This is a genomic window from Pseudomonas sp. M2(2023) (genome assembly GCF_030263955.1).
Classification (GTDB): Bacteria; Pseudomonadota; Gammaproteobacteria; order Pseudomonadales; family Pseudomonadaceae; genus Aquipseudomonas; species Aquipseudomonas asiatica.
In genome coordinates this window covers 5,441,021-5,464,217 of the sequence record NZ_CP127114.1, presented here as the reverse complement: position 1 = coordinate 5,464,217, position 23,197 = coordinate 5,441,021, and the positions used below count along the sequence as shown (strand labels likewise).

General features: G+C 59.9%; 1 protein-coding gene. It reads left to right on the top strand.

Translation table 11 applies throughout. The annotated features are described in order from the left end of the window. Positions 1-223: 223 nt before the first annotated feature. Positions 224-22,951 carry a retention module-containing protein gene (locus QN085_RS24950; RefSeq protein WP_285688880.1) on the top strand — a complete coding sequence of 7,576 codons (22,728 nt, stop codon included), beginning with the start codon at positions 224-226 and terminating at the stop codon, positions 22,949-22,951. Positions 22,952-23,197: the final 246 nt, after the last annotated feature.

The following is a 23,197-nucleotide window of genomic DNA, read 5'->3' as shown; positions in this document are numbered from 1 at the left end:
AAGCACATGGTTAATATGCGAATATCAATGTGACATTACATTGCCGATTGTTTAGGATGGCAGAATGCGGGTCAATAGTTTGGCATTCAGTCGAGCCTAATAAGTCATAGACGGAATATTGACGCCGGTAAGCGTCGAAAGATCATCAACATAGTTCCGCCTGAAGTGGTCTGCGAGTGCCGCTCTGGCAGGGAAGTACCTATCGGGTCACACGGAGAGTCCAATGAGCAGCGTTGTAGCCATCGTCAAAAGTATTGTTGGCCAGGTTATTGCGGTATCCCCTGAGGGCATTCGGCGTGTTCTGATCGAAGGGGACCGCCTGCTGGTCGGTGAGGAAGTGCTCACTGGCCCAGGCGGTGCAATTACTTTGGAACTGGCCGATGGCCGTTTGCTGGATCTGGGTCGAGACAGCCAGTGGAGCGCTGATGCGCCGGACAGCAGCACCGACCTGAGTCAGGCTACCGCGCAGGCCGCGCCGTCGGTGGAAGAGCTGCAACAGGCGATCGCTGCCGGTGTCGACCCGACTACCGAACTTGAGGCTACTGCGGCTGGCCCGTCGTCGTCGGGCGGTGGTGGCGCACTTGGCGGTGGCCACAGCTTTGTCATGCTCGAAGAAACCGCAGGCCGGGTCGACCCTACCGTCGGCTTTCCGACTGATGGGCTGGGCTTTGCTGCCGTGCTCGATGGCGAAGAGGTTGGCGTGCTGGATACCACCAGCAACAACCAGTTGACTACACCGACGACCGACACCAACGTTTCTACTGACCTGGTTCTTGACGCTACCTCTTCCATCAGCGAGGCGGGTGGCGTAATCGTTTATACCGCTACAGTTGGCCAGGCGCCGGCCACAAACCTGTTGGTCACCCTGTCCAACGGTGCCGTGATTGTGATTCCGGCCGGGCAGACCACTGGTAGCGTAAACGTCGTGGTCCCCGCGAACGATACCCCCTATATCGACGGTGGCCAGATTTCGGCGACCGTAACGGGCACCACCGGGGGCAGCGGGCTGACAGTGATTGTGCCGCAAACACCAGCGGTTACTCAGGTTACCGATACCGTCGACACCACCACTGCGACCCTGACGGCCACTCCGTCGGTGACTGAAGGCGGCGTGATCACCTACACCGTAACCCTGAGCAACCCTGCCCAGACCCCGGTGACCGTGACCCTGTCCAACGGCCAGACCATCACTGTCGAAGCTGGCAAGACCCAGGGCAGCGTTGACTTCGAGACCCCGGCGAACGACGTCTATAACAACGGCTCGACTGTCAGCACCACGATTACCGGTGCGACCGGCGGCAATTTCGAACAGCTGACGCCGAACCCGACCCCGGCCCAGACCACGATCAACGACTCGGTCGATACCACCACCGCGACCCTGACGGCCACTCCGTCGGTGACCGAAGGCGGCGTGATCACCTACACCGTAACCCTGAGCAACCCGGCCCAGACTCCGGTGACCGTGACTCTGTCCAACGGCCAGACCATCACCGTCGAAGCCGGCAAGACCCAGGGCAGTGTCGACTTCGAGACCCCGGCGAACGACGTCTACAACAACGGCTCGACCGTCAGCACCACGATTACCGGTGCGACCGGTGGCAACTTCGAGCAGTTGGTCCCGAACCCGACCCCGGCCCAGACCACGATCAATGACTCGGTCGACACCACCACTGCGACCCTGACGGCCACTCCGTCGGTGACCGAAGGCGGGGTGATCACCTACACCGTGACCCTGAGCAACCCTGCTCAGACCCCGGTAACCGTGACCCTGTCCAACGGCCAGACCATCACCGTGGAAGCTGGCAAGACCCAGGGCAGCGTCGACTTCGAGACCCCGGCCAACGACGTCTATAACAACGGCTCGACTGTCAGCACCACGATTACCGGTGCGACCGGCGGCAACTTCGAACAGCTGACGCCGAACCCGACCCCGGCCCAGACCACGATCAACGACTCGGTCGACACCACCACTGCGACCCTGACCGCTTCGCCAAGCGTCACTGAAGGCGGCGTGATCACCTACACCGTGACCCTGAGCAACCCGGCCCAGACCCCGGTGACCGTGACCTTGTCCAACGGCCAGACCATCACCGTTGAAGCTGGCAAGACCCAGGGCAGCGTTGACTTCGAGACGCCGGCGAACGACGTCTACAACAACGGCTCGACCGTTAGCGTAACCATCGAGAGCGCCACCGGCGGCAACTTCGAGCAACTGACGCCGAACCCGACCCCGGCGCAGACCACGATCAACGACTCGGTCGACACCACCACCGCGACCCTGACGGCGAGCCCGTCGGTGACCGAAGGCGGTGTGATCACCTACACCGTGACCCTGAGCAACCCTGCCCAGACGCCGGTGACTGTGACCTTGTCCAATGGGCAGGTAATCACCATCGAGGCTGGCAAGACTCAGGGCAGCGTCGACTTCCAGACCCCGGCGAATGACGTCTACAACAACGGTTCTACCGTCAGCACAACGATCACCGGCGCTAACGGCGGCAACTTCGAGCAACTGACGCCGAACCCAACCCCGGCTCAGACCACGATCAACGACTCGGTCGATAACACCACTGCGACCCTGACTGCATCGCCAAGCGTCACTGAAGGTGGCGTGATCACCTACACCGTGACCCTGAGCAACCCTGCCCAGACTCCGGTGACCGTGACCTTGTCCAACGGCCAGACTATCACCGTTGAGGCGGGCAAGACCCAGGGCAGCGTTGATTTCCAGACCCAGGCTAACGACGTCTACAACAACGGTTCGACCGTCAGTGTCACCATCGAAAACGCCACTGGCGGTAACTTCGAGCAACTGACGCCGAACCCAACCCCGGCTCAGACCACGATCAACGACTCGGTCGATAACACCACTGCGACCCTGACTGCATCGCCGAGCGTGACCGAAGGTGGCGTAATTACCTACACCGTGACCCTGAGCAACCCTGCCCAGACTCCGGTAACCGTGACCCTGTCCAACGGCCAGACCATCACCGTTGAAGCGGGCAAAACCCAGGGCAGCGTCGACTTCCAGACCCCGGCGAACGACGTCTACAACAATGGCTCTACCGTCAGCGTCACCATCGAGAACGCCACGGGCGGTAACTTCGAGCAACTGACCCCGAATCCGACTCCAGCTCAGACCACGATCAATGACTCGGTCGATAACACCACTGCGACACTGACTGCATCGCCGAGCGTGACCGAAGGTGGCGTAATCACCTACACCGTGACCCTGAGCAACCCTGCCCAGACTCCGGTGGCCGTGACCCTGTCCAACGGCCAGACCATCACCGTTGAAGCCGGCAAAACCCAGGGCAGCATTGATTTCCAGACCCCGGCGAACGACGTCTACAACAACGGCTCGACCGTCAGCGTAACCATCGAGAATGCCACGGGCGGTAACTTCGAGCAGCTGACCCCGAATCCGACTCCAGCTTCGACTGTCATCAGTGACAGTATCGATACCGTCACCGTAAGCATCGTCAGCAATGGCAATGTGACCGAAGACCAGCAGCCTTCCTTTACTGTGAAAGTAAGCCAGGCGCTGGATCGTCCATTGACCGTAACCCTGTCGAATGGCGACACCGTGACGATCGAAGCCGGTAAGACCGAAGTCGAGTACAAGACTCCGGCTCAGGGCGATGACGTCTATCTCGATGCTGGCTCTATTACCCTCAGCGTTACCGACGCAACAGTTCCGGGCGCCACCTTCGAGAAGCTGGCCTTGGGTGGCCCGGCCACCGTTGAGATCTCGGACACTATCAGTGAAGTGGTGGCCAAGCTGACCGCCACTCCTTCGGTCACCGAAGGCGGTGAGATCACCTACACCATTACCCTGACCAACAAAGACGGCCTGCCGATCAACAACCATTCGGAGCTGTACTTCAAGCTGACCGATGGCACGACGGTCGTTGTGGCCGCCAATAGCACCACCGGCTCGGCCACTGCAACCGCGCCGGATAACGTCTATGTCGGCGCTAACGAGCCAGTGGTCAATGCCATCGACGCCGTCAGTGGCGCGGATGCGTGGAAGTTCGAAAACCTGAACCTGGACAAGACTCCGGTCAGCACTCAGGTCACTGACGAGCCAGGTACTCCCGGTAACCCAGGCGGCACCAACGAAGGCGACATCGTCAAGGTCACCATTACGGCTGACCAGGTATCGGTCGCCGAGAACGTCAAACCGACGTTCACCGTGCACATCAACACCGCACTGGCCCACGACCTGGTCGTGACCCTGAGCAACAACTCCCAGGTCATCATCAAGGCTGGCGAGACGAGCGCACCATACGAGCACCCTGCACAGGGCGATGACGTTTACCAGGATGCCGGTGAGATCAGCCTGGGCATCAAGTCGGCGGTGGACGCCACTGGCGCTACCTTCGAGAACCTGCAGTTGGGCGGTGATGCCTCGGTCAAAGTGACCGACACCATCGACGAGGTAGTGGCCAAGCTGACCGCGACGCCTTCGGTGACTGAGGGCGGCGAGATCACCTACACCATCACCCTGACCAACAAAGACGGCCTGCCGATCAACAACCATTCGGAGCTGTACTTCAAGCTGACCGATGGCACCACGGTCGTTGTGGCTGCCAACAGCACCAGCGGTTCGGCCACTGTAACCGCACCGGATAACGTTTATGTCGGTACAAACCAGCCGGTGGTCAATGCCATCGACGCCGTCAGTGGCGCGGATGCGTGGAAGTTCGAAAACCTGAACCTGGACAAGACTCCGGTCAGCACTCAGGTCACTGACGAGCCAGGTACTCCCGGTAACCCAGGCGGCACCAACGAAGGCGACATCGTCAAGGTCACCATTACGGCTGACCAGGTATCGGTCGCCGAGAACGTCAAACCGACGTTCACCGTGCACATCAACACCGCACTGGCCCACGACCTGGTCGTGACCCTGAGCAACAACTCCCAGGTCATCATCAAGGCTGGCGAGACGAGCGCACCATACGAGCACCCTGCACAGGGCGATGACGTTTACCAGGATGCCGGTGAGATCAGCCTGGGCATCAAGTCGGCGGTGGACGCCACTGGCGCTACCTTCGAGAACCTGCAGTTGGGCGGTGATGCCTCGGTCAAAGTGACCGACACCATCGACGAGGTAGTGGCCAAGCTGACCGCGACGCCTTCGGTGACTGAGGGCGGCGAGATCACCTACACCATCACCCTGACCAACAAAGACGGCCTGCCGATCAACAACCATTCGGAGCTGTACTTCAAGCTGACCGATGGCACCACGGTCGTTGTGGCTGCCAACAGCACCAGCGGTTCGGCCACTGTAACCGCACCGGATAACGTTTATGTCGGTACAAACCAGCCGGTGGTCAATGCCATCGATGCCGTCAGCGGCGCGGATGCGTGGAAGTTTGAAAACCTGAACCTGGACAAATCCCCGGTCAGCACCCAGGTCACCGACGAGCCAGGCACCCCAGGCAACGAAGGCGATCTGGTCAAGGTCACCATCACCGCCGATCAGACTTCGGTGGCGGAAAACGTCAAACCGACCTTCACCGTGCACGTGAACCAGCCACTGGCCCACGACCTGGTCGTGACCCTGAGCAACAACGCCCAAGTCACCATCAAGGCGGGTGAAACCAGCGCGCCTTACGAGCACGCTGCACAGGGTGACGACGTTTACAATGACGCTGGCCAGATCAGCCTGGGCATCAACTCGGCTGTAGACGCCACCGGCGCTACCTTCGAGAACCTGCAGTTGGGCGGTGCGGCTACTGTTCAAGTGACCGACACCACCGACGAAGTCGTGGCCAAGTTGACCGCGACCCCTTCGGTGACCGAAGGCGGTGAGATCACCTACACCATCACGCTGACCAACAAAGACGGTCTGCCGATCAACAATCACGGCGCCCTGACTTTCACGCTGAGCGACGGCAAAACCGTTATCACCGTGCCGGCCAATGGCGCTACCGGTTCGATCACTGTCACCGCTCCAGACAACGTTTACGTCGGTACCAACCCTGCAGTGGTTAACTCCATCGCGACTGTTGCTGGCGCTGATGTCGGCAAGTTCGAACAGCTCACCCTGGACAAGACGCCGGTCAGCACCACCGTTACCGACGAGCCAGGCACTCCAGGCAACCCAGGCGGCAACAACGAAGGCGACATCGTCAAGGTCACCATCGAAGCCAACGAAACGTCGGTTCTCGAGAACGAGAAGCCGACCTTCACCGTCAAGATCAACACCGTGCTGGACCACGACCTGATCGTGACCCTGAGCAACGATGCCAAGGTCACCATCAAGGCCGGCGACACCAGTGCGCAGTACACCCACGCTGAACAAGGTGACGACGTTTACAAAGACGCCGGCGAAATCAGCCTGGGCCTCAAGTCGGCCGTTGATGCCACGGGTGCGACCTTCGAGAACCTGCAGCTGGGTGATCCAGCGTCGGTCAAAGTCGAAGACACCACCAGCGAAGTGATCGCCAAGCTGACTGCGACCTCTTCGGTAACCGAAGGCGGCGAGATCACCTACACCATCACGCTGACCAACAAAGATGGTCTGCCGATCAACAACCACGCGCCGCTGTACTTCAAGCTGGCCGACGGCACCAACATTGTGGTCGCGGCCAACAGCACCACCGGTTCGACCACTGTCGCCGCCCCGGACAACGTCTACACCGGTACCAATCCGCCTGTGGTCAACGCCATTGCATCGGTCAGCGGTGCTGACGAGTGGAAGTTCGAACAGTTGACCCTGGACAAGACCGAGGTCAAGACCCAGGTTACCGACGAGCCGGGTACTCCGGGCAACGAAGGCGACATCGTCAAGGTCACCATCGAAGCCAACGAAACGTCGGTTCTCGAGAACGAGAAGCCGACCTTCACCGTCAAGATCAACACCGTGCTGGACCACGACCTGATCGTGACCCTGAGCAACGATGCCAAGGTCACCATCAAGGCCGGCGACACCAGTGCGCAGTACACCCACGCTGAACAAGGTGACGACGTTTACAAAGACGCCGGCGAAATCAGCCTGGGCCTCAAGTCGGCCGTTGATGCCACGGGTGCGACCTTCGAGAACCTGCAGCTGGGTGATCCAGCGTCGGTCAAAGTCGAAGACACCACCAGCGAAGTGATCGCCAAGCTGACTGCGACCTCTTCGGTAACCGAAGGCGGCGAGATCACCTACACCATCACGCTGACCAACAAAGATGGTCTGCCGATCAACAACCACGCGCCGCTGTACTTCAAGCTGGCCGACGGCACCAACATTGTGGTCGCGGCCAACAGCACCACCGGTTCGACCACTGTCGCCGCCCCGGACAACGTCTACACCGGTACCAATCCGCCTGTGGTCAACGCCATTGCATCGGTCAGCGGTGCTGACGAGTGGAAGTTCGAACAGTTGACCCTGGACAAGACCGAGGTCAAGACCCAGGTTACCGACGAGCCGGGTACTCCGGGCAACGAAGGCGACATCGTCAAGGTCACCATCGAAGCCAACGAAACGTCGGTTCTCGAGAACGAGAAGCCGACCTTCACCGTCAAGATCAACACCGTGCTGGACCACGACCTGATCGTGACCCTGAGCAACGATGCCAAGGTCACCATCAAGGCCGGCGACACCAGTGCGCAGTACACCCACGCTGAACAAGGTGACGACGTTTACAAAGACGCCGGCGAAATCAGCCTGGGCCTCAAGTCGGCCGTTGATGCCACGGGTGCGACCTTCGAGAACCTGCAGCTGGGTGATCCAGCGTCGGTCAAAGTCGAAGACACCACCAGCGAAGTGATCGCCAAGCTGACTGCGACCTCTTCGGTAACCGAAGGCGGCGAGATCACCTACACCATCACGCTGACCAACAAAGATGGTCTGCCGATCAACAACCACGCGCCGCTGTACTTCAAGCTGGCCGACGGCACCAACATTGTGGTCGCGGCCAACAGCACCACCGGTTCGACCACTGTCGCCGCCCCGGACAACGTCTACACCGGTACCAATCCGCCTGTGGTCAACGCCATTGCATCGGTCAGCGGTGCTGACGAGTGGAAGTTCGAACAGTTGACCCTGGACAAGACCGAGGTCAAGACCCAGGTTACCGACGAGCCGGGTACTCCGGGCAACGAAGGCGACATCGTCAAGGTCACCATCGAAGCCAACGAAACGTCGGTTCTCGAGAACGAGAAGCCGACCTTCACCGTCAAGATCAACACCGTGCTGGACCACGACCTGATCGTGACCCTGAGCAACGATGCCAAGGTCACCATCAAGGCCGGCGACACCAGTGCGCAGTACACCCACGCTGAACAAGGTGACGACGTTTACAAAGACGCCGGCGAAATCAGCCTGGGCCTCAAGTCGGCCGTTGATGCCACGGGTGCGACCTTCGAGAACCTGCAGCTGGGTGATCCAGCGTCGGTCAAAGTCGAAGACACCACCAGCGAAGTGATCGCCAAGCTGACTGCGACCTCTTCGGTAACCGAAGGCGGCGAGATCACCTACACCATCACGCTGACCAACAAAGATGGTCTGCCGATCAACAACCACGCGCCGCTGTACTTCAAGCTGGCCGACGGCACCAACATTGTGGTCGCGGCCAACAGCACCACCGGTTCGACCACTGTCGCCGCCCCGGACAACGTCTACACCGGTACCAATCCGCCTGTGGTCAACGCCATTGCATCGGTCAGCGGTGCTGACGAGTGGAAGTTCGAACAGTTGACCCTGGACAAGACCGAGGTCAAGACCCAGGTTACCGACGAGCCGGGTACTCCGGGCAACGAAGGCGACATCGTCAAGGTCACCATCGAAGCCAACGAAACGTCGGTTCTCGAGAACGAGAAGCCGACCTTCACCGTCAAGATCAACACCGTGCTGGACCACGACCTGATCGTGACCCTGAGCAACGATGCCAAGGTCACCATCAAGGCCGGCGACACCAGTGCGCAGTACACCCACGCTGAACAAGGTGACGACGTTTACAAAGACGCCGGCGAAATCAGCCTGGGCCTCAAGTCGGCCGTTGATGCCACGGGTGCGACCTTCGAGAACCTGCAGCTGGGTGATCCAGCGTCGGTCAAAGTCGAAGACACCACCAGCGAAGTGATCGCCAAGCTGACTGCGACCTCTTCGGTAACCGAAGGCGGCGAGATCACCTACACCATCACGCTGACCAACAAAGATGGTCTGCCGATCAACAACCACGCGCCGCTGTACTTCAAGCTGGCCGACGGCACCAACATTGTGGTCGCGGCCAACAGCACCACCGGTTCGACCACTGTCGCCGCCCCGGACAACGTCTACACCGGTACCAATCCGCCTGTGGTCAACGCCATTGCATCGGTCAGCGGTGCTGACGAGTGGAAGTTCGAACAGTTGACCCTGGACAAGACCGAGGTCAAGACCCAGGTTACCGACGAGCCGGGTACTCCGGGCAACGAAGGCGACATCGTCAAGGTCACCATCGAAGCCAACGAAACGTCGGTTCTCGAGAACGAGAAGCCGACCTTCACCGTCAAGATCAACACCGTGCTGGACCACGACCTGATCGTGACCCTGAGCAACGATGCCAAGGTCACCATCAAGGCCGGCGACACCAGTGCGCAGTACACCCACGCTGAACAAGGTGACGACGTTTACAAAGACGCCGGCGAAATCAGCCTGGGCCTCAAGTCGGCCGTTGATGCCACGGGTGCGACCTTCGAGAACCTGCAGCTGGGTGATCCAGCGTCGGTCAAAGTCGAAGACACCACCAGCGAAGTGATCGCCAAGCTGACTGCGACCTCTTCGGTAACCGAAGGCGGCGAGATCACCTACACCATCACGCTGACCAACAAAGATGGTCTGCCGATCAACAACCACGCGCCGCTGTACTTCAAGCTGGCCGACGGCACCAACATTGTGGTCGCGGCCAACAGCACCACCGGTTCGACCACTGTCGCCGCCCCGGACAACGTCTACACCGGTACCAATCCGCCTGTGGTCAACGCCATTGCATCGGTCAGCGGTGCTGACGAGTGGAAGTTCGAACAGTTGACCCTGGACAAGACCGAGGTCAAGACCCAGGTTACCGACGAGCCGGGTACTCCGGGCAACGAAGGCGACATCGTCAAGGTCACCATCGAAGCCAACGAAACGTCGGTTCTCGAGAACGAGAAGCCGACCTTCACCGTCAAGATCAACACCGTGCTGGACCACGACCTGATCGTGACCCTGAGCAACGATGCCAAGGTCACCATCAAGGCCGGCGACACCAGTGCGCAGTACACCCACGCTGAACAAGGTGACGACGTTTACAAAGACGCCGGCGAAATCAGCCTGGGCCTCAAGTCGGCCGTTGATGCCACGGGTGCGACCTTCGAGAACCTGCAGCTGGGTGATCCAGCGTCGGTCAAAGTCGAAGACACCACCAGCGAAGTGATCGCCAAGCTGACGGCTACCCCTTCGGTAACCGAAGGCGGCGAGATCACCTACACCATCACGCTGACCAACAAAGATGGTCTGCCGATCAACAACCACGCGCCGCTGTACTTCAAGCTGGCCGACGGCACCAACATTGTGGTCGCGGCCAACAGCACCACCGGTTCGACCACTGTCGCCGCCCCGGACAACGTCTACACCGGTACCAATCCGCCTGTGGTCAACGCCATTGCATCGGTCAGCGGTGCTGACGAGTGGAAGTTCGAACAGTTGACCCTGGACAAGACCGAGGTCAAGACCCAGGTTACCGACGAGCCGGGTACTCCGGGCAACGAAGGCGACATCGTCAAGGTCACCATCGAAGCCAACGAAACGTCGGTTCTCGAGAACGAGAAGCCGACCTTCACCGTCAAGATCAACACCGTGCTGGACCACGACCTGATCGTGACCCTGAGCAACGATGCCAAGGTCACCATCAAGGCCGGCGACACCAGTGCGCAGTACACCCACGCTGAACAAGGTGACGACGTTTACAAAGACGCCGGCGAAATCAGCCTGGGCCTCAAGTCGGCCGTTGATGCCACGGGTGCGACCTTCGAGAACCTGCAGCTGGGTGATCCAGCGTCGGTCAAAGTCGAAGACACCACCAGCGAAGTGATCGCCAAGCTGACGGCTACCCCTTCGGTAACCGAAGGCGGCGAGATCACCTACACCATCACGCTGACCAACAAAGATGGTCTGCCGATCAACAACCACGCGCCGCTGTACTTCAAGCTGGCCGACGGCACCAACATTGTGGTCGCGGCCAACAGCACCACCGGTTCGACCACTGTCGCCGCCCCGGACAACGTCTACACCGGTACCAATCCGCCTGTGGTCAACGCCATTGCATCGGTCAGCGGTGCTGACGAGTGGAAGTTCGAACAGTTGACCCTGGACAAGACCGAGGTCAAGACCCAGGTTACCGACGAGCCGGGTACTCCGGGCAACGAAGGCGACATCGTCAAGGTCACCATCGAAGCCAACGAAACGTCGGTTCTCGAGAACGAGAAGCCGACCTTCACCGTCAAGATCAACACCGTGCTGGACCACGACCTGATCGTGACCCTGAGCAACGATGCCAAGGTCACCATCAAGGCCGGCGACACCAGTGCGCAGTACACCCACGCTGAACAAGGTGACGACGTTTACAAAGACGCCGGCGAAATCAGCCTGGGCCTCAAGTCGGCCGTTGATGCCACGGGTGCGACCTTCGAGAACCTGCAGCTGGGTGATCCAGCGTCGGTCAAAGTCGAAGACACCACCAGCGAAGTGATCGCCAAGCTGACTGCGACCTCTTCGGTAACCGAAGGCGGCGAGATCACCTACACCATCACGCTGACCAACAAAGATGGTCTGCCGATCAACAACCACGCGCCGCTGTACTTCAAGCTGGCCGACGGCACCAACATTGTGGTCGCGGCCAACAGCACCACCGGTTCGACCACTGTCGCCGCCCCGGACAACGTCTACACCGGTACCAATCCGCCTGTGGTCAACGCCATTGCATCGGTCAGCGGTGCTGACGAGTGGAAGTTCGAACAGTTGACCCTGGACAAGACCGAGGTCAAGACCCAGGTTACCGACGAGCCGGGTACTCCGGGCAACGAAGGCGACATCGTCAAGGTCACCATCGAAGCCAACGAAACGTCGGTTCTCGAGAACGAGAAGCCGACCTTCACCGTCAAGATCAACACCGTGCTGGACCACGACCTGATCGTGACCCTGAGCAACGATGCCAAGGTCACCATCAAGGCCGGCGACACCAGTGCGCAGTACACCCACGCTGAACAAGGTGACGACGTTTACAAAGACGCCGGCGAAATCAGCCTGGGCCTCAAGTCGGCCGTTGATGCCACGGGTGCGACCTTCGAGAACCTGCAGCTGGGTGATCCAGCGTCGGTCAAAGTCGAAGACACCACCAGCGAAGTGATCGCCAAGCTGACTGCGACCTCTTCGGTAACCGAAGGCGGCGAGATCACCTACACCATCACGCTGACCAACAAAGATGGTCTGCCGATCAACAACCACGCGCCGCTGTACTTCAAGCTGGCCGACGGCACCAACATTGTGGTCGCGGCCAACAGCACCACCGGTTCGACCACTGTCGCCGCCCCGGACAACGTCTACACCGGTACCAATCCGCCTGTGGTCAACGCCATTGCATCGGTCAGCGGTGCTGACGAGTGGAAGTTCGAACAGTTGACCCTGGACAAGACCGAGGTCAAGACCCAGGTTACCGACGAGCCGGGTACTCCGGGCAACGAAGGCGACATCGTCAAGGTCACCATCGAAGCCAACGAAACGTCGGTTCTCGAGAACGAGAAGCCGACCTTCACCGTCAAGATCAACACCGTGCTGGACCACGACCTGATCGTGACCCTGAGCAACGATGCCAAGGTCACCATCAAGGCCGGCGACACCAGTGCGCAGTACACCCACGCTGAACAAGGTGACGACGTTTACAAAGACGCCGGCGAAATCAGCCTGGGCCTCAAGTCGGCCGTTGATGCCACGGGTGCGACCTTCGAGAACCTGCAGCTGGGTGATCCAGCGTCGGTCAAAGTCGAAGACACCACCAGCGAAGTGATCGCCAAGCTGACTGCGACCTCTTCGGTAACCGAAGGCGGCGAGATCACCTACACCATCACGCTGACCAACAAAGATGGTCTGCCGATCAACAACCACGCGCCGCTGTACTTCAAGCTGGCCGACGGCACCAACATTGTGGTCGCGGCCAACAGCACCACCGGTTCGACCACTGTCGCCGCCCCGGACAACGTCTACACCGGTACCAATCCGCCTGTGGTCAACGCCATTGCATCGGTCAGCGGTGCTGACGAGTGGAAGTTCGAACAGTTGACCCTGGACAAGACCGAGGTCAAGACCCAGGTTACCGACGAGCCGGGTACTCCGGGCAACGAAGGCGACATCGTCAAGGTCACCATCGAAGCCAACGAAACGTCGGTTCTCGAGAACGAGAAGCCGACCTTCACCGTCAAGATCAACACCGTGCTGGACCACGACCTGATCGTGACCCTGAGCAACGATGCCAAGGTCACCATCAAGGCCGGCGACACCAGTGCGCAGTACACCCACGCTGAACAAGGTGACGACGTTTACAAAGACGCCGGCGAAATCAGCCTGGGCCTCAAGTCGGCCGTTGATGCCACGGGTGCGACCTTCGAGAACCTGCAGCTGGGTGATCCAGCGTCGGTCAAAGTCGAAGACACCACCAGCGAAGTGATCGCCAAGCTGACGGCTACCCCTTCGGTAACCGAAGGCGGCGAGATCACCTACACCATCACGCTGACCAACAAAGATGGTCTGCCGATCAACAACCACGCGCCGCTGTACTTCAAGCTGGCCGACGGCACCAACATTGTGGTCGCGGCCAACAGCACCACCGGTTCGACCACTGTCGCCGCCCCGGACAACGTCTACACCGGTACCAATCCGCCTGTGGTCAACGCCATTGCATCGGTCAGCGGTGCTGACGAGTGGAAGTTCGAACAGTTGACCCTGGACAAGACCGAGGTCAAGACCCAGGTTACCGACGAGCCGGGTACTCCGGGCAACGAAGGCGACATCGTCAAGGTCACCATCGAAGCCAACGAAACGTCGGTTCTCGAGAACGAGAAGCCGACCTTCACCGTCAAGATCAACACCGTGCTGGACCACGACCTGATCGTGACCCTGAGCAACGATGCCAAGGTCACCATCAAGGCCGGCGACACCAGTGCGCAGTACACCCACGCTGAACAAGGTGACGACGTTTACAAAGACGCCGGCGAAATCAGCCTGGGCCTCAAGTCGGCCGTTGATGCCACGGGTGCGACCTTCGAGAACCTGCAGCTGGGTGATCCAGCGTCGGTCAAAGTCGAAGACACCACCAGCGAAGTGATCGCCAAGCTGACTGCGACCTCTTCGGTAACCGAAGGCGGCGAGATCACCTACACCATCACGCTGACCAACAAAGATGGTCTGCCGATCAACAACCACGCGCCGCTGTACTTCAAGCTGGCCGACGGCACCAACATTGTGGTCGCGGCCAACAGCACCACCGGTTCGACCACTGTCGCCGCCCCGGACAACGTCTACACCGGTACCAATCCGCCTGTGGTCAACGCCATTGCATCGGTCAGCGGTGCTGACGAGTGGAAGTTCGAACAGTTGACCCTGGACAAGACCGAGGTCAAGACCCAGGTTACCGACGAGCCGGGTACTCCGGGCAACGAAGGCGACATCGTCAAGGTCACCATCGAAGCCAACGAAACGTCGGTTCTCGAGAACGAGAAGCCGACCTTCACCGTCAAGATCAACACCGTGCTGGACCACGACCTGATCGTGACCCTGAGCAACGATGCCAAGGTCACCATCAAGGCCGGCGACACCAGTGCGCAGTACACCCACGCTGAACAAGGTGACGACGTTTACAAAGACGCCGGCGAAATCAGCCTGGGCCTCAAGTCGGCCGTTGATGCCACGGGTGCGACCTTCGAGAACCTGCAGCTGGGTGATCCAGCGTCGGTCAAAGTCGAAGACACCACCAGCGAAGTGATCGCCAAGCTGACGGCTACCCCTTCGGTAACCGAAGGCGGCGAGATCACCTACACCATCACGCTGACCAACAAAGATGGTCTGCCGATCAACAACCACGCGCCGCTGTACTTCAAGCTGGCCGACGGCACCAACATTGTGGTCGCGGCCAACAGCACCACCGGTTCGACCACTGTCGCCGCCCCGGACAACGTCTACACCGGTACCAATCCGCCTGTGGTCAACGCCATTGCATCGGTCAGCGGTGCTGACGAGTGGAAGTTCGAACAGCTGACCCTGGACAAGACCGAGGTGAAAACCCAGGTTACCGACGAGCCAGGCTCGGGTACCCCAGATACCCCTGGCACCCCGAACGAAGGCGACCTGGTCCAGGTCAGCATCGTGGCGGATCAGAAGTCGGTCCTGGAAAACGAAGAACCGACCTTCACCGTCAAGATCAATACCAAGCTGGACCACGACCTGATCGTGACCCTGAGCAACGATGCCAAGGTCACCATCAAGGCCGGCGACACCAGTGCGCAGTACACCCACGCGGCACAAGGCGATGACGTCTACAAAGACGGCGAAACCATCACCCTGAGCGTGAAAGGCGCAGCAGACATCGGTGATCGCACCTTCGAAAACCTGCAGCTGAGCACCGATGAAGCCTCGGTCAAGGTCAAGGACACCATCGATGACGTGGTGGCCAAGCTGACTGCGACCGAGTCGGTCACTGAAGGTGGCTCGATCACTTACACCATTACCCTGAGCAACGAAGCCAAGCTGGCGATGGGCGACCACGGCCAGCTGACCTTCACCCTGGATGACGGCAAGACCAAGATCATCATCCCGGCAGGCAGCACCACCGGTTCGGTCACTGTAACCGCGCCGGACAACGTCTACACCGGTACCAACGACGCCGTGGTCAAGTCCATCGCTTCGGTCACCGGCGCCGGCAAGTTCGAAAACCTGGTCCTGGATAAAACTCCGGTCAGCACTGAAGTCACTGACGAGCCTGGCTCGGGTACCCCAGGTACACCTGGCACCCCGAACGAAGGCGACCTGGTCCAGGTCAGCATCGCGGCGGATCAGAAATCGGTCCTGGAAAACGAAGAACCGACCTTCACCGTCAAGATCAATACCAAGCTGGACCACGACCTGATCGTGACCCTGAGCAACGATGCCAAGGTCACCATCAAGGCCGGCGACACCAGTGCGCAGTACACCCACGCGGCGCAGGGCGATGACGTCTACAAAGACGGCGAAACCATCACCCTGAGCGTTAAAGGCGCAGCAGACATTGGTGATCGCACCTTCGAAAACCTGCAACTGAGCACCGACGAAGCCTCGGTCAAGGTCAAGGACACCATCGACGAAGTGGTGGCCAAGCTCACCGCTACGCCGTCGGTTACCGAAGGTGGTGAGATCACTTACACCATCGAACTGACCAACGAAAAAGGCCTGCCACTCAACAATCATGGCCAGCTGACCTTCACCCTGAGCGATGGCATCACCAAGATCATCGTGCCGGCGGGCACCGCGATCGGCTCGGTCGTTGTTAAAGCGCCGGACAACGTCTACACCGGTGCTAACGACCCAATCGTGAAATCGATCGGATCCGTGACCGGCGCCGGCCAGTTCGAGAAACTGACCCTGGACAAGACTCCGGTCAGCACCGAAGTCACCGACGAGCCAGGCTCGGGTACCCCAGGTACACCTGGCACCCCGAACGAAGGCGACCTGGTCCAGGTCAGCATCGCGGCGGATCAGAAATCGGTCCTGGAAAACGAAGAGCCGACCTTCACCGTCAAGATCAATACCAAGCTGGACCACGACCTGATCGTGACCCTGAGCAACGATGCCAAGGTCACCATCAAGGCCGGCGACACCAGTGCGCAGTACACCCACGCGGCACAAGGCGATGACGTCTACAAAGACGGCGAAACCATCACCCTGAGCGTGAAAGGCGCAGCAGACATTGGTGATCGCACCTTCGAAAACCTGCAACTGAGCACCGACGAAGCCTCGGTCAAGGTCAAGGACACCATCGACGAAGTGGTGGCCAAGCTCACCGCTACGCCGTCGGTTACCGAAGGTGGTGAGATCACTTACACCATCGAACTGACCAACGAAAAAGGCCTGCCACTCAACAATCATGGCCAGCTGACCTTCACCCTGAGCGATGGCATCACCAAGATCATCGTGCCGGCGGGCACCGCGATCGGCTCGGTCGTTGTTAAAGCGCCGGACAACGTCTACACCGGTGCTAACGACCCAATCGTGAAATCGATCGGATCCGTGACCGGCGCCGGCCAGTTCGAGAAACTGACCCTGGACAAGACTCCGGTCAGCACCGAAGTCACCGACGAGCCAGGCTCGGGTACCCCAGGTACACCTGGCACCCCGAACGAAGGCGACCTGGTCCAGGTCAGCATCGCGGCGGATCAGAAGTCGGTCCTGGAAAACGAAGAACCGACCTTCACCGTCAAGATCAATACCAAGCTGGACCACGACCTGATCGTGACCCTGAGCAACGATGCCAAGGTCACCATCAAGGCCGGCGACACCAGTGCGCAGTACACCCACGCGGCACAAGGCGATGACGTCTACAAAGACGGCGAAACCATCACCCTGAGCGTGAAAGGCGCAGCAGACATCGGTGATCGCACCTTCGAAAACCTGCAGCTGAGCACCGATGAAGCCTCGGTCAAGGTCAAGGACACCATCGATGACGTGGTGGCCAAGCTGACTGCGACCGAGTCGGTCACTGAAGGTGGCTCGATCACTTACACCATTACCCTGAGCAACGAAGCCAAGCTGGCGATGGGCGACCACGGCCAGCTGACCTTCACCCTGGATGACGGCAAGACCAAGATCATCATCCCGGCAGGCAGCACCACCGGTTCGGTCACTGTAACCGCGCCGGACAACGTCTACACCGGTACCAACGACGCCGTGGTCAAGTCCATCGCTTCGGTCACCGGCGCCGGCAAGTTCGAAAACCTGGTCCTGGATAAAACTCCGGTCAGCACTGAAGTCACTGACGAGCCTGGCTCGGGTACCCCAGGTACACCTGGCACCCCGAACGAAGGCGACCTGGTCCAGGTCAGCATCGTGGCGGATCAGAAGTCGGTCCTGGAAAACGAAGAACCGACCTTCACCGTCAAGATCAATACCAAGCTGGACCACGACCTGATCGTGACCCTGAGCAACGATGCCAAGGTCACCATCAAGGCCGGCGACACCAGTGCGCAGTACACCCACGCGGCACAGGGCGATGACGTCTACAAAGACGGCGAAACCATCACCCTGAGCGTGAAAGGCGCGGTGGATGAAGACAACCGTGGCTTCGAGAACCTGCAACTGAGCACCGACGAAGCCTCGGTCAAGGTCAAGGACACCATCGATGACGTGGTGGCCAAGCTGACTGCGACCGAGTCGGTCACTGAAGGTGGCTCGATCACTTACACCATTACCCTGAGCAACGAAGCCAAGCTGGCGATGGGCGACCACGGCCAGCTGACCTTCACCCTGGATGACGGCAAGACCAAGATCATCATCCCGGCAGGCAGCACCACCGGTTCGGTCACTGTAACCGCGCCGGACAACGTCTACACCGGTACCAACGAGGCGGTGGTCAAGTCCATCGCTTCGGTCACCGGCGCCGGCAAGTTCGAAAACCTGGTCCTGGACAAGACTCCGGTCAGCACCGAAGTCACTGACGAGCCAGGCGTGGGTATTCCAGGCGACAACAACCATGGCGACAAGGTTGAATTGAGCATCGTTGCCAACCAGACGTCGGTGTACGAGAACGAGAAGCCGACCTTCACCATCAGCATCAAAGAGGCCCTGGACCAGGACCTCACCGTGCAGCTGGGTGCAGGCAAGTCGGTGGTCATCGAGAAAGGCCAGACTTCTGCGATCTGGACCAACGACGCGCAGGGCGAAGACGTCTACCTCGATGGCGACTCGCTGACTGTGAGCATTACAGGCACTCAGCTGGCTGATGGCCGCCAGTTCGAGAACCTGGTGTTGACCCAGTCTTCGGCCAGCGTCGAAATCAAGGACACCCTGACCGAAGTCGTGGCCAAGCTGACGGCTACCGAGCAAGTGACCGAAGGCGGCAACATCGTCTACACCGTCACCTTGACCGGCCCGACCGGCTTGCCGATCAACAACCACGGTGCATTGACCTTCACCCTGAGCGACGGCAAAACCACCATCACCGTACCGGCTAACGAAACCAGCGGCAGTGTGAGCGTGGCTGCGCCGGACAACGTGTACATCGGCGACACCAACGTCAGCCTGTCGCTGAAGTCGGTGGACGGCCCAGGTGTAAGCCGCTTCGAAGACCTCAAGCTGGATGACAAGGCTGCCAGCACCAAGGTGGTCGACGAGCCGGGCGTGGGTATTCCAGGCGACAACAACCATGGCGACAAAGTTGAATTGAGCATCGTTGCCAACCAGACATCGGTGTACGAGAACGAGAAGCCGACCTTCACCATCAGCATCAAAGAGGCCCTGGACCAGGACCTCACCGTGCAGTTGGGTGCAGGCAAGTCTGTGGTCATCGAGAAAGGCCAGACTTCTGCGATCTGGACCAACGACGCGCAGGGCGAAGACGTCTACGTCGATGGCGACTCGCTGACTGTGAGCATTACAGGCACTCAGCTGGCTGATGGCCGCCAGTTCGAGAACCTGGTGTTGACCCAGTCTTCGGCCAGCGTCGAAATCAAGGACACCCTGACCGAAGTCGTGGCCAAGCTGACGGCTACCGAGCAAGTGACCGAAGGCGGCAACATCGTCTACACCGTCACCTTGACCGGCCCGACCGGCTTGCCGATCAACAACCACGGTGCATTGACCTTCACCCTGAGCGACGGCAAAACCACCATCACCGTACCGGCTAACGAAACCAGCGGCAGTGTGAGCGTGGCTGCGCCGGACAACGTGTACATCGGCGACACCAACGTCAGCCTGTCGCTGAAGTCGGTGGACGGCCCAGGTGTAAGCCGCTTCGAAGACCTCAAGCTGGATGACAAGGCTGCCAGCACCAAGGTGGTCGACGAGCCGGGCGTGGGTATTCCAGGCGACAACAACCATGGCGACAAGGTTGAACTGAGCATCGTTGCCAACCAGACGTCGGTGTACGAGAACGAGAAGCCGACCTTCACCATCAGCATCAAAGAGGCCCTGGACCAGGACCTCACCGTGCAGTTGGGTGCAGGCAAGTCTGTGGTCATCGAGAAAGGCCAGACTTCTGCGATCTGGACCAACGACGCGCAGGGCGAAGACGTCTACGTCGATGGCGACTCGCTGACTGTGAGCATTACAGGCACTCAGCTGGCTGATGGCCGCCAGTTCGAGAACCTGGTGTTGACCCAGTCTTCGGCCAGCGTCGAAATCAAGGACACCCTGACCGAAGTCGTGGCCAAGCTGACGGCTACCGAGCAAGTGACCGAAGGCGGCAACATCGTCTACACCGTCACCTTGACCGGCCCGACCGGCTTGCCGATCAACAACCACGGTGCATTGACCTTCACCCTGAGCGACGGCAAAACCACCATCACCGTACCGGCTAACGAAACCAGCGGCAGTGTGAGCGTGGCTGCGCCGGACAACGTGTACATCGGCGACACCAACGTCAGCCTGTCGCTGAAGTCGGTGGACGGCCCAGGTGTAAGCCGCTTCGAAGACCTCAAGCTGGATGACAAGGCTGCCAGCACCAAGGTGGTCGACGAGCCGGGCGTGGGTATTCCAGGCGACAACAACCATGGCGACAAAGTTGAATTGAGCATCGTTGCCAACCAGACATCGGTGTACGAGAACGAGAAGCCGACCTTCACCATCAGCATCAAAGAGGCCCTGGACCAGGACCTCACCGTGCAGCTGGGTGCAGGCAAGTCGGTGGTCATCGAGAAAGGCAAGACTTCTGCGATCTGGACCAACGACGCGCAGGGCGAAGACGTCTACGTCGATGGCGACTCGCTGACTGTGAGCATTACAGGCACTCAGCTGGCTGATGGCCGCCAGTTCGAGAACCTGGTGTTGACCCAGTCTTCGGCCAGCGTCGAAATCAAGGACACCCTGACCGAAGTCGTGGCCAAGCTGACGGCTACCGAGCAAGTGACCGAAGGCGGCAACATCGTCTACACCGTCACCTTGACCGGCCCGACCGGCTTGCCGATCAACAACCACGGTGCATTGACCTTCACCCTGAGCGACGGCAAAACCACCATCACCGTACCGGCTAACGAAACCAGCGGCAGTGTGAGCGTGGCTGCGCCGGACAACGTGTACATCGGCGACACCAACGTCAGCCTGTCGCTGAAGTCGGTGGACGGCCCAGGTGTAAGCCGCTTCGAAGACCTCAAGCTGGATGACAAGGCTGCCAGCACCAAGGTGGTCGACGAGCCGGGCGTGGGTATTCCAGGCGACAACAACCATGGCGACAAAGTTGAATTGAGCATCGTTGCCAACCAGACATCGGTGTACGAGAACGAGAAGCCGACCTTCACCATCAGCATCAAAGAGGCCCTGGACCAGGACCTCACCGTGCAGCTGGGTGCAGGCAAGTCGGTGGTCATCGAGAAAGGCAAGACTTCTGCGATCTGGACCAACGACGCGCAGGGCGAAGACGTCTACCTCGATGGCGACTCGCTGACTGTGAGCATTACAGGCACTCAGCTGGCTGATGGCCGGCAGTTCGAGAACCTGGTGTTGACCCAGTCTTCGGCCAGCGTCGAAATCAAGGACACCCTGACCGAAGTCGTGGCCAAGCTGACCGCGTCGGCCGAAGCGACCGAAGGTGGCACCATCACCTACACCGTGACCCTGACCGGCCCGACTGGCTTGCCGATCAACAACCACGGCGCGATGACCTTCACCCTGGCGGACAAGACCGTTATCAACGTGGCGGCCAACGCTACCACTGGCTCGGTGACTGTGCCGGCGCCGGACAATGTGTACATCGGCCAGACCACCGTAACCAACAGCCTGGAATCGGTGGCCGGTGCAGGTGCCAGCAAGTTCGAGCAGCTGACCCTGAACAAGACCGCGGTGACTACCATCGTCAAGGACGAGGCCGGCGTGGGTACCTCGGGCCCAGGCAACCAAGGCGACAAGGTTGAACTGAGCATCGTTGCCAACCAGACGTCGGTGTACGAGAACGAGAAGCCGACCTTCACCATCAGCATCAAAGAGGCCCTGGACCAGGACCTCACCGTACGCCTGAGTGAAAACCAGTCGGTGGTGATCGAGAAAGGCAAGCTGTCCGCTACCTTCACCCATGATGTACAGGGCGAAGACGTCTACGTCGATGGCGGCCCGCTGACTGTCAGCATCACCGGTACGAGCGTGCCGGATGGCCGCCAGTTCGAGAACCTGGTGCTGACCCAGTCTTCGGCCAGCGTCGAAATCAAGGACACCCTGACCGAAGTCGTGGCCAAGCTGACCGCGTCGGCCGAAGCGACCGAAGGTGGCACCATCACCTACACCGTGACCCTGACCGGCCCGACTGGCTTGCCGATCAACAACCACGGCGCGATGACCTTCACCCTGGCGGACAAGACCGTTATCAACGTGGCGGCCAACGCTACCACTGGCTCGGTGACTGTGCCGGCGCCGGACAACGTGTACATCGGCCAGACCACCGTAACCAACAGCCTGGAATCGGTGGCCGGTGCAGGTGCCAGCAAGTTCGAGCAGCTGACCCTGAACAAGACCGCGGTGACCACCATCGTCAAGGACGAGGCCGGCGTGGGTACCTCGGGCCCAGGCAACCAAGGCGATGTGTCTACAGTTGGCATCACTGGCACCACGTCGTTGACTGAAGGCGAAACCGGCCGTTACACGCTGACCCTCAGCCACGAAGCTAAAGATGACGTCACCGTTACCCTAAGCTACAGCGGCACCGCCAAGGACGGTCAGGACTTCACTGGCGTCGCTACTGTCACGATCCCGAAAGCCAGCTTGAGGGTGTGAACTGGTCGGGCAATTCGATCAACTCGTTAATCACCGGTAGCGACCCATTGATCCGCATCGATAACAAGGACAACTGATGCGCTAGCGGGCTGCTCTGCAGCCCAATCGCCCATCACTGGCTGACACGGGTCCGTTGTAGGAGCGGCCTTGTGTCGCGAACGGGACGCGCAGCGGCCCCACGGTTTCAGCAGTAATGCCGAGATCGGCGGGGCTGCAGCGCGGCCCGGTCGCGACACAAGCCCGCTC

Coding starts and splice junctions, on each gene's coding strand:
- QN085_RS24950 (WP_285688880.1), top strand. CDS start 224: ATGAGCAGCGTTGTAGCCATCGTCAAAAGTATTGTTGGCCAGGTTATT.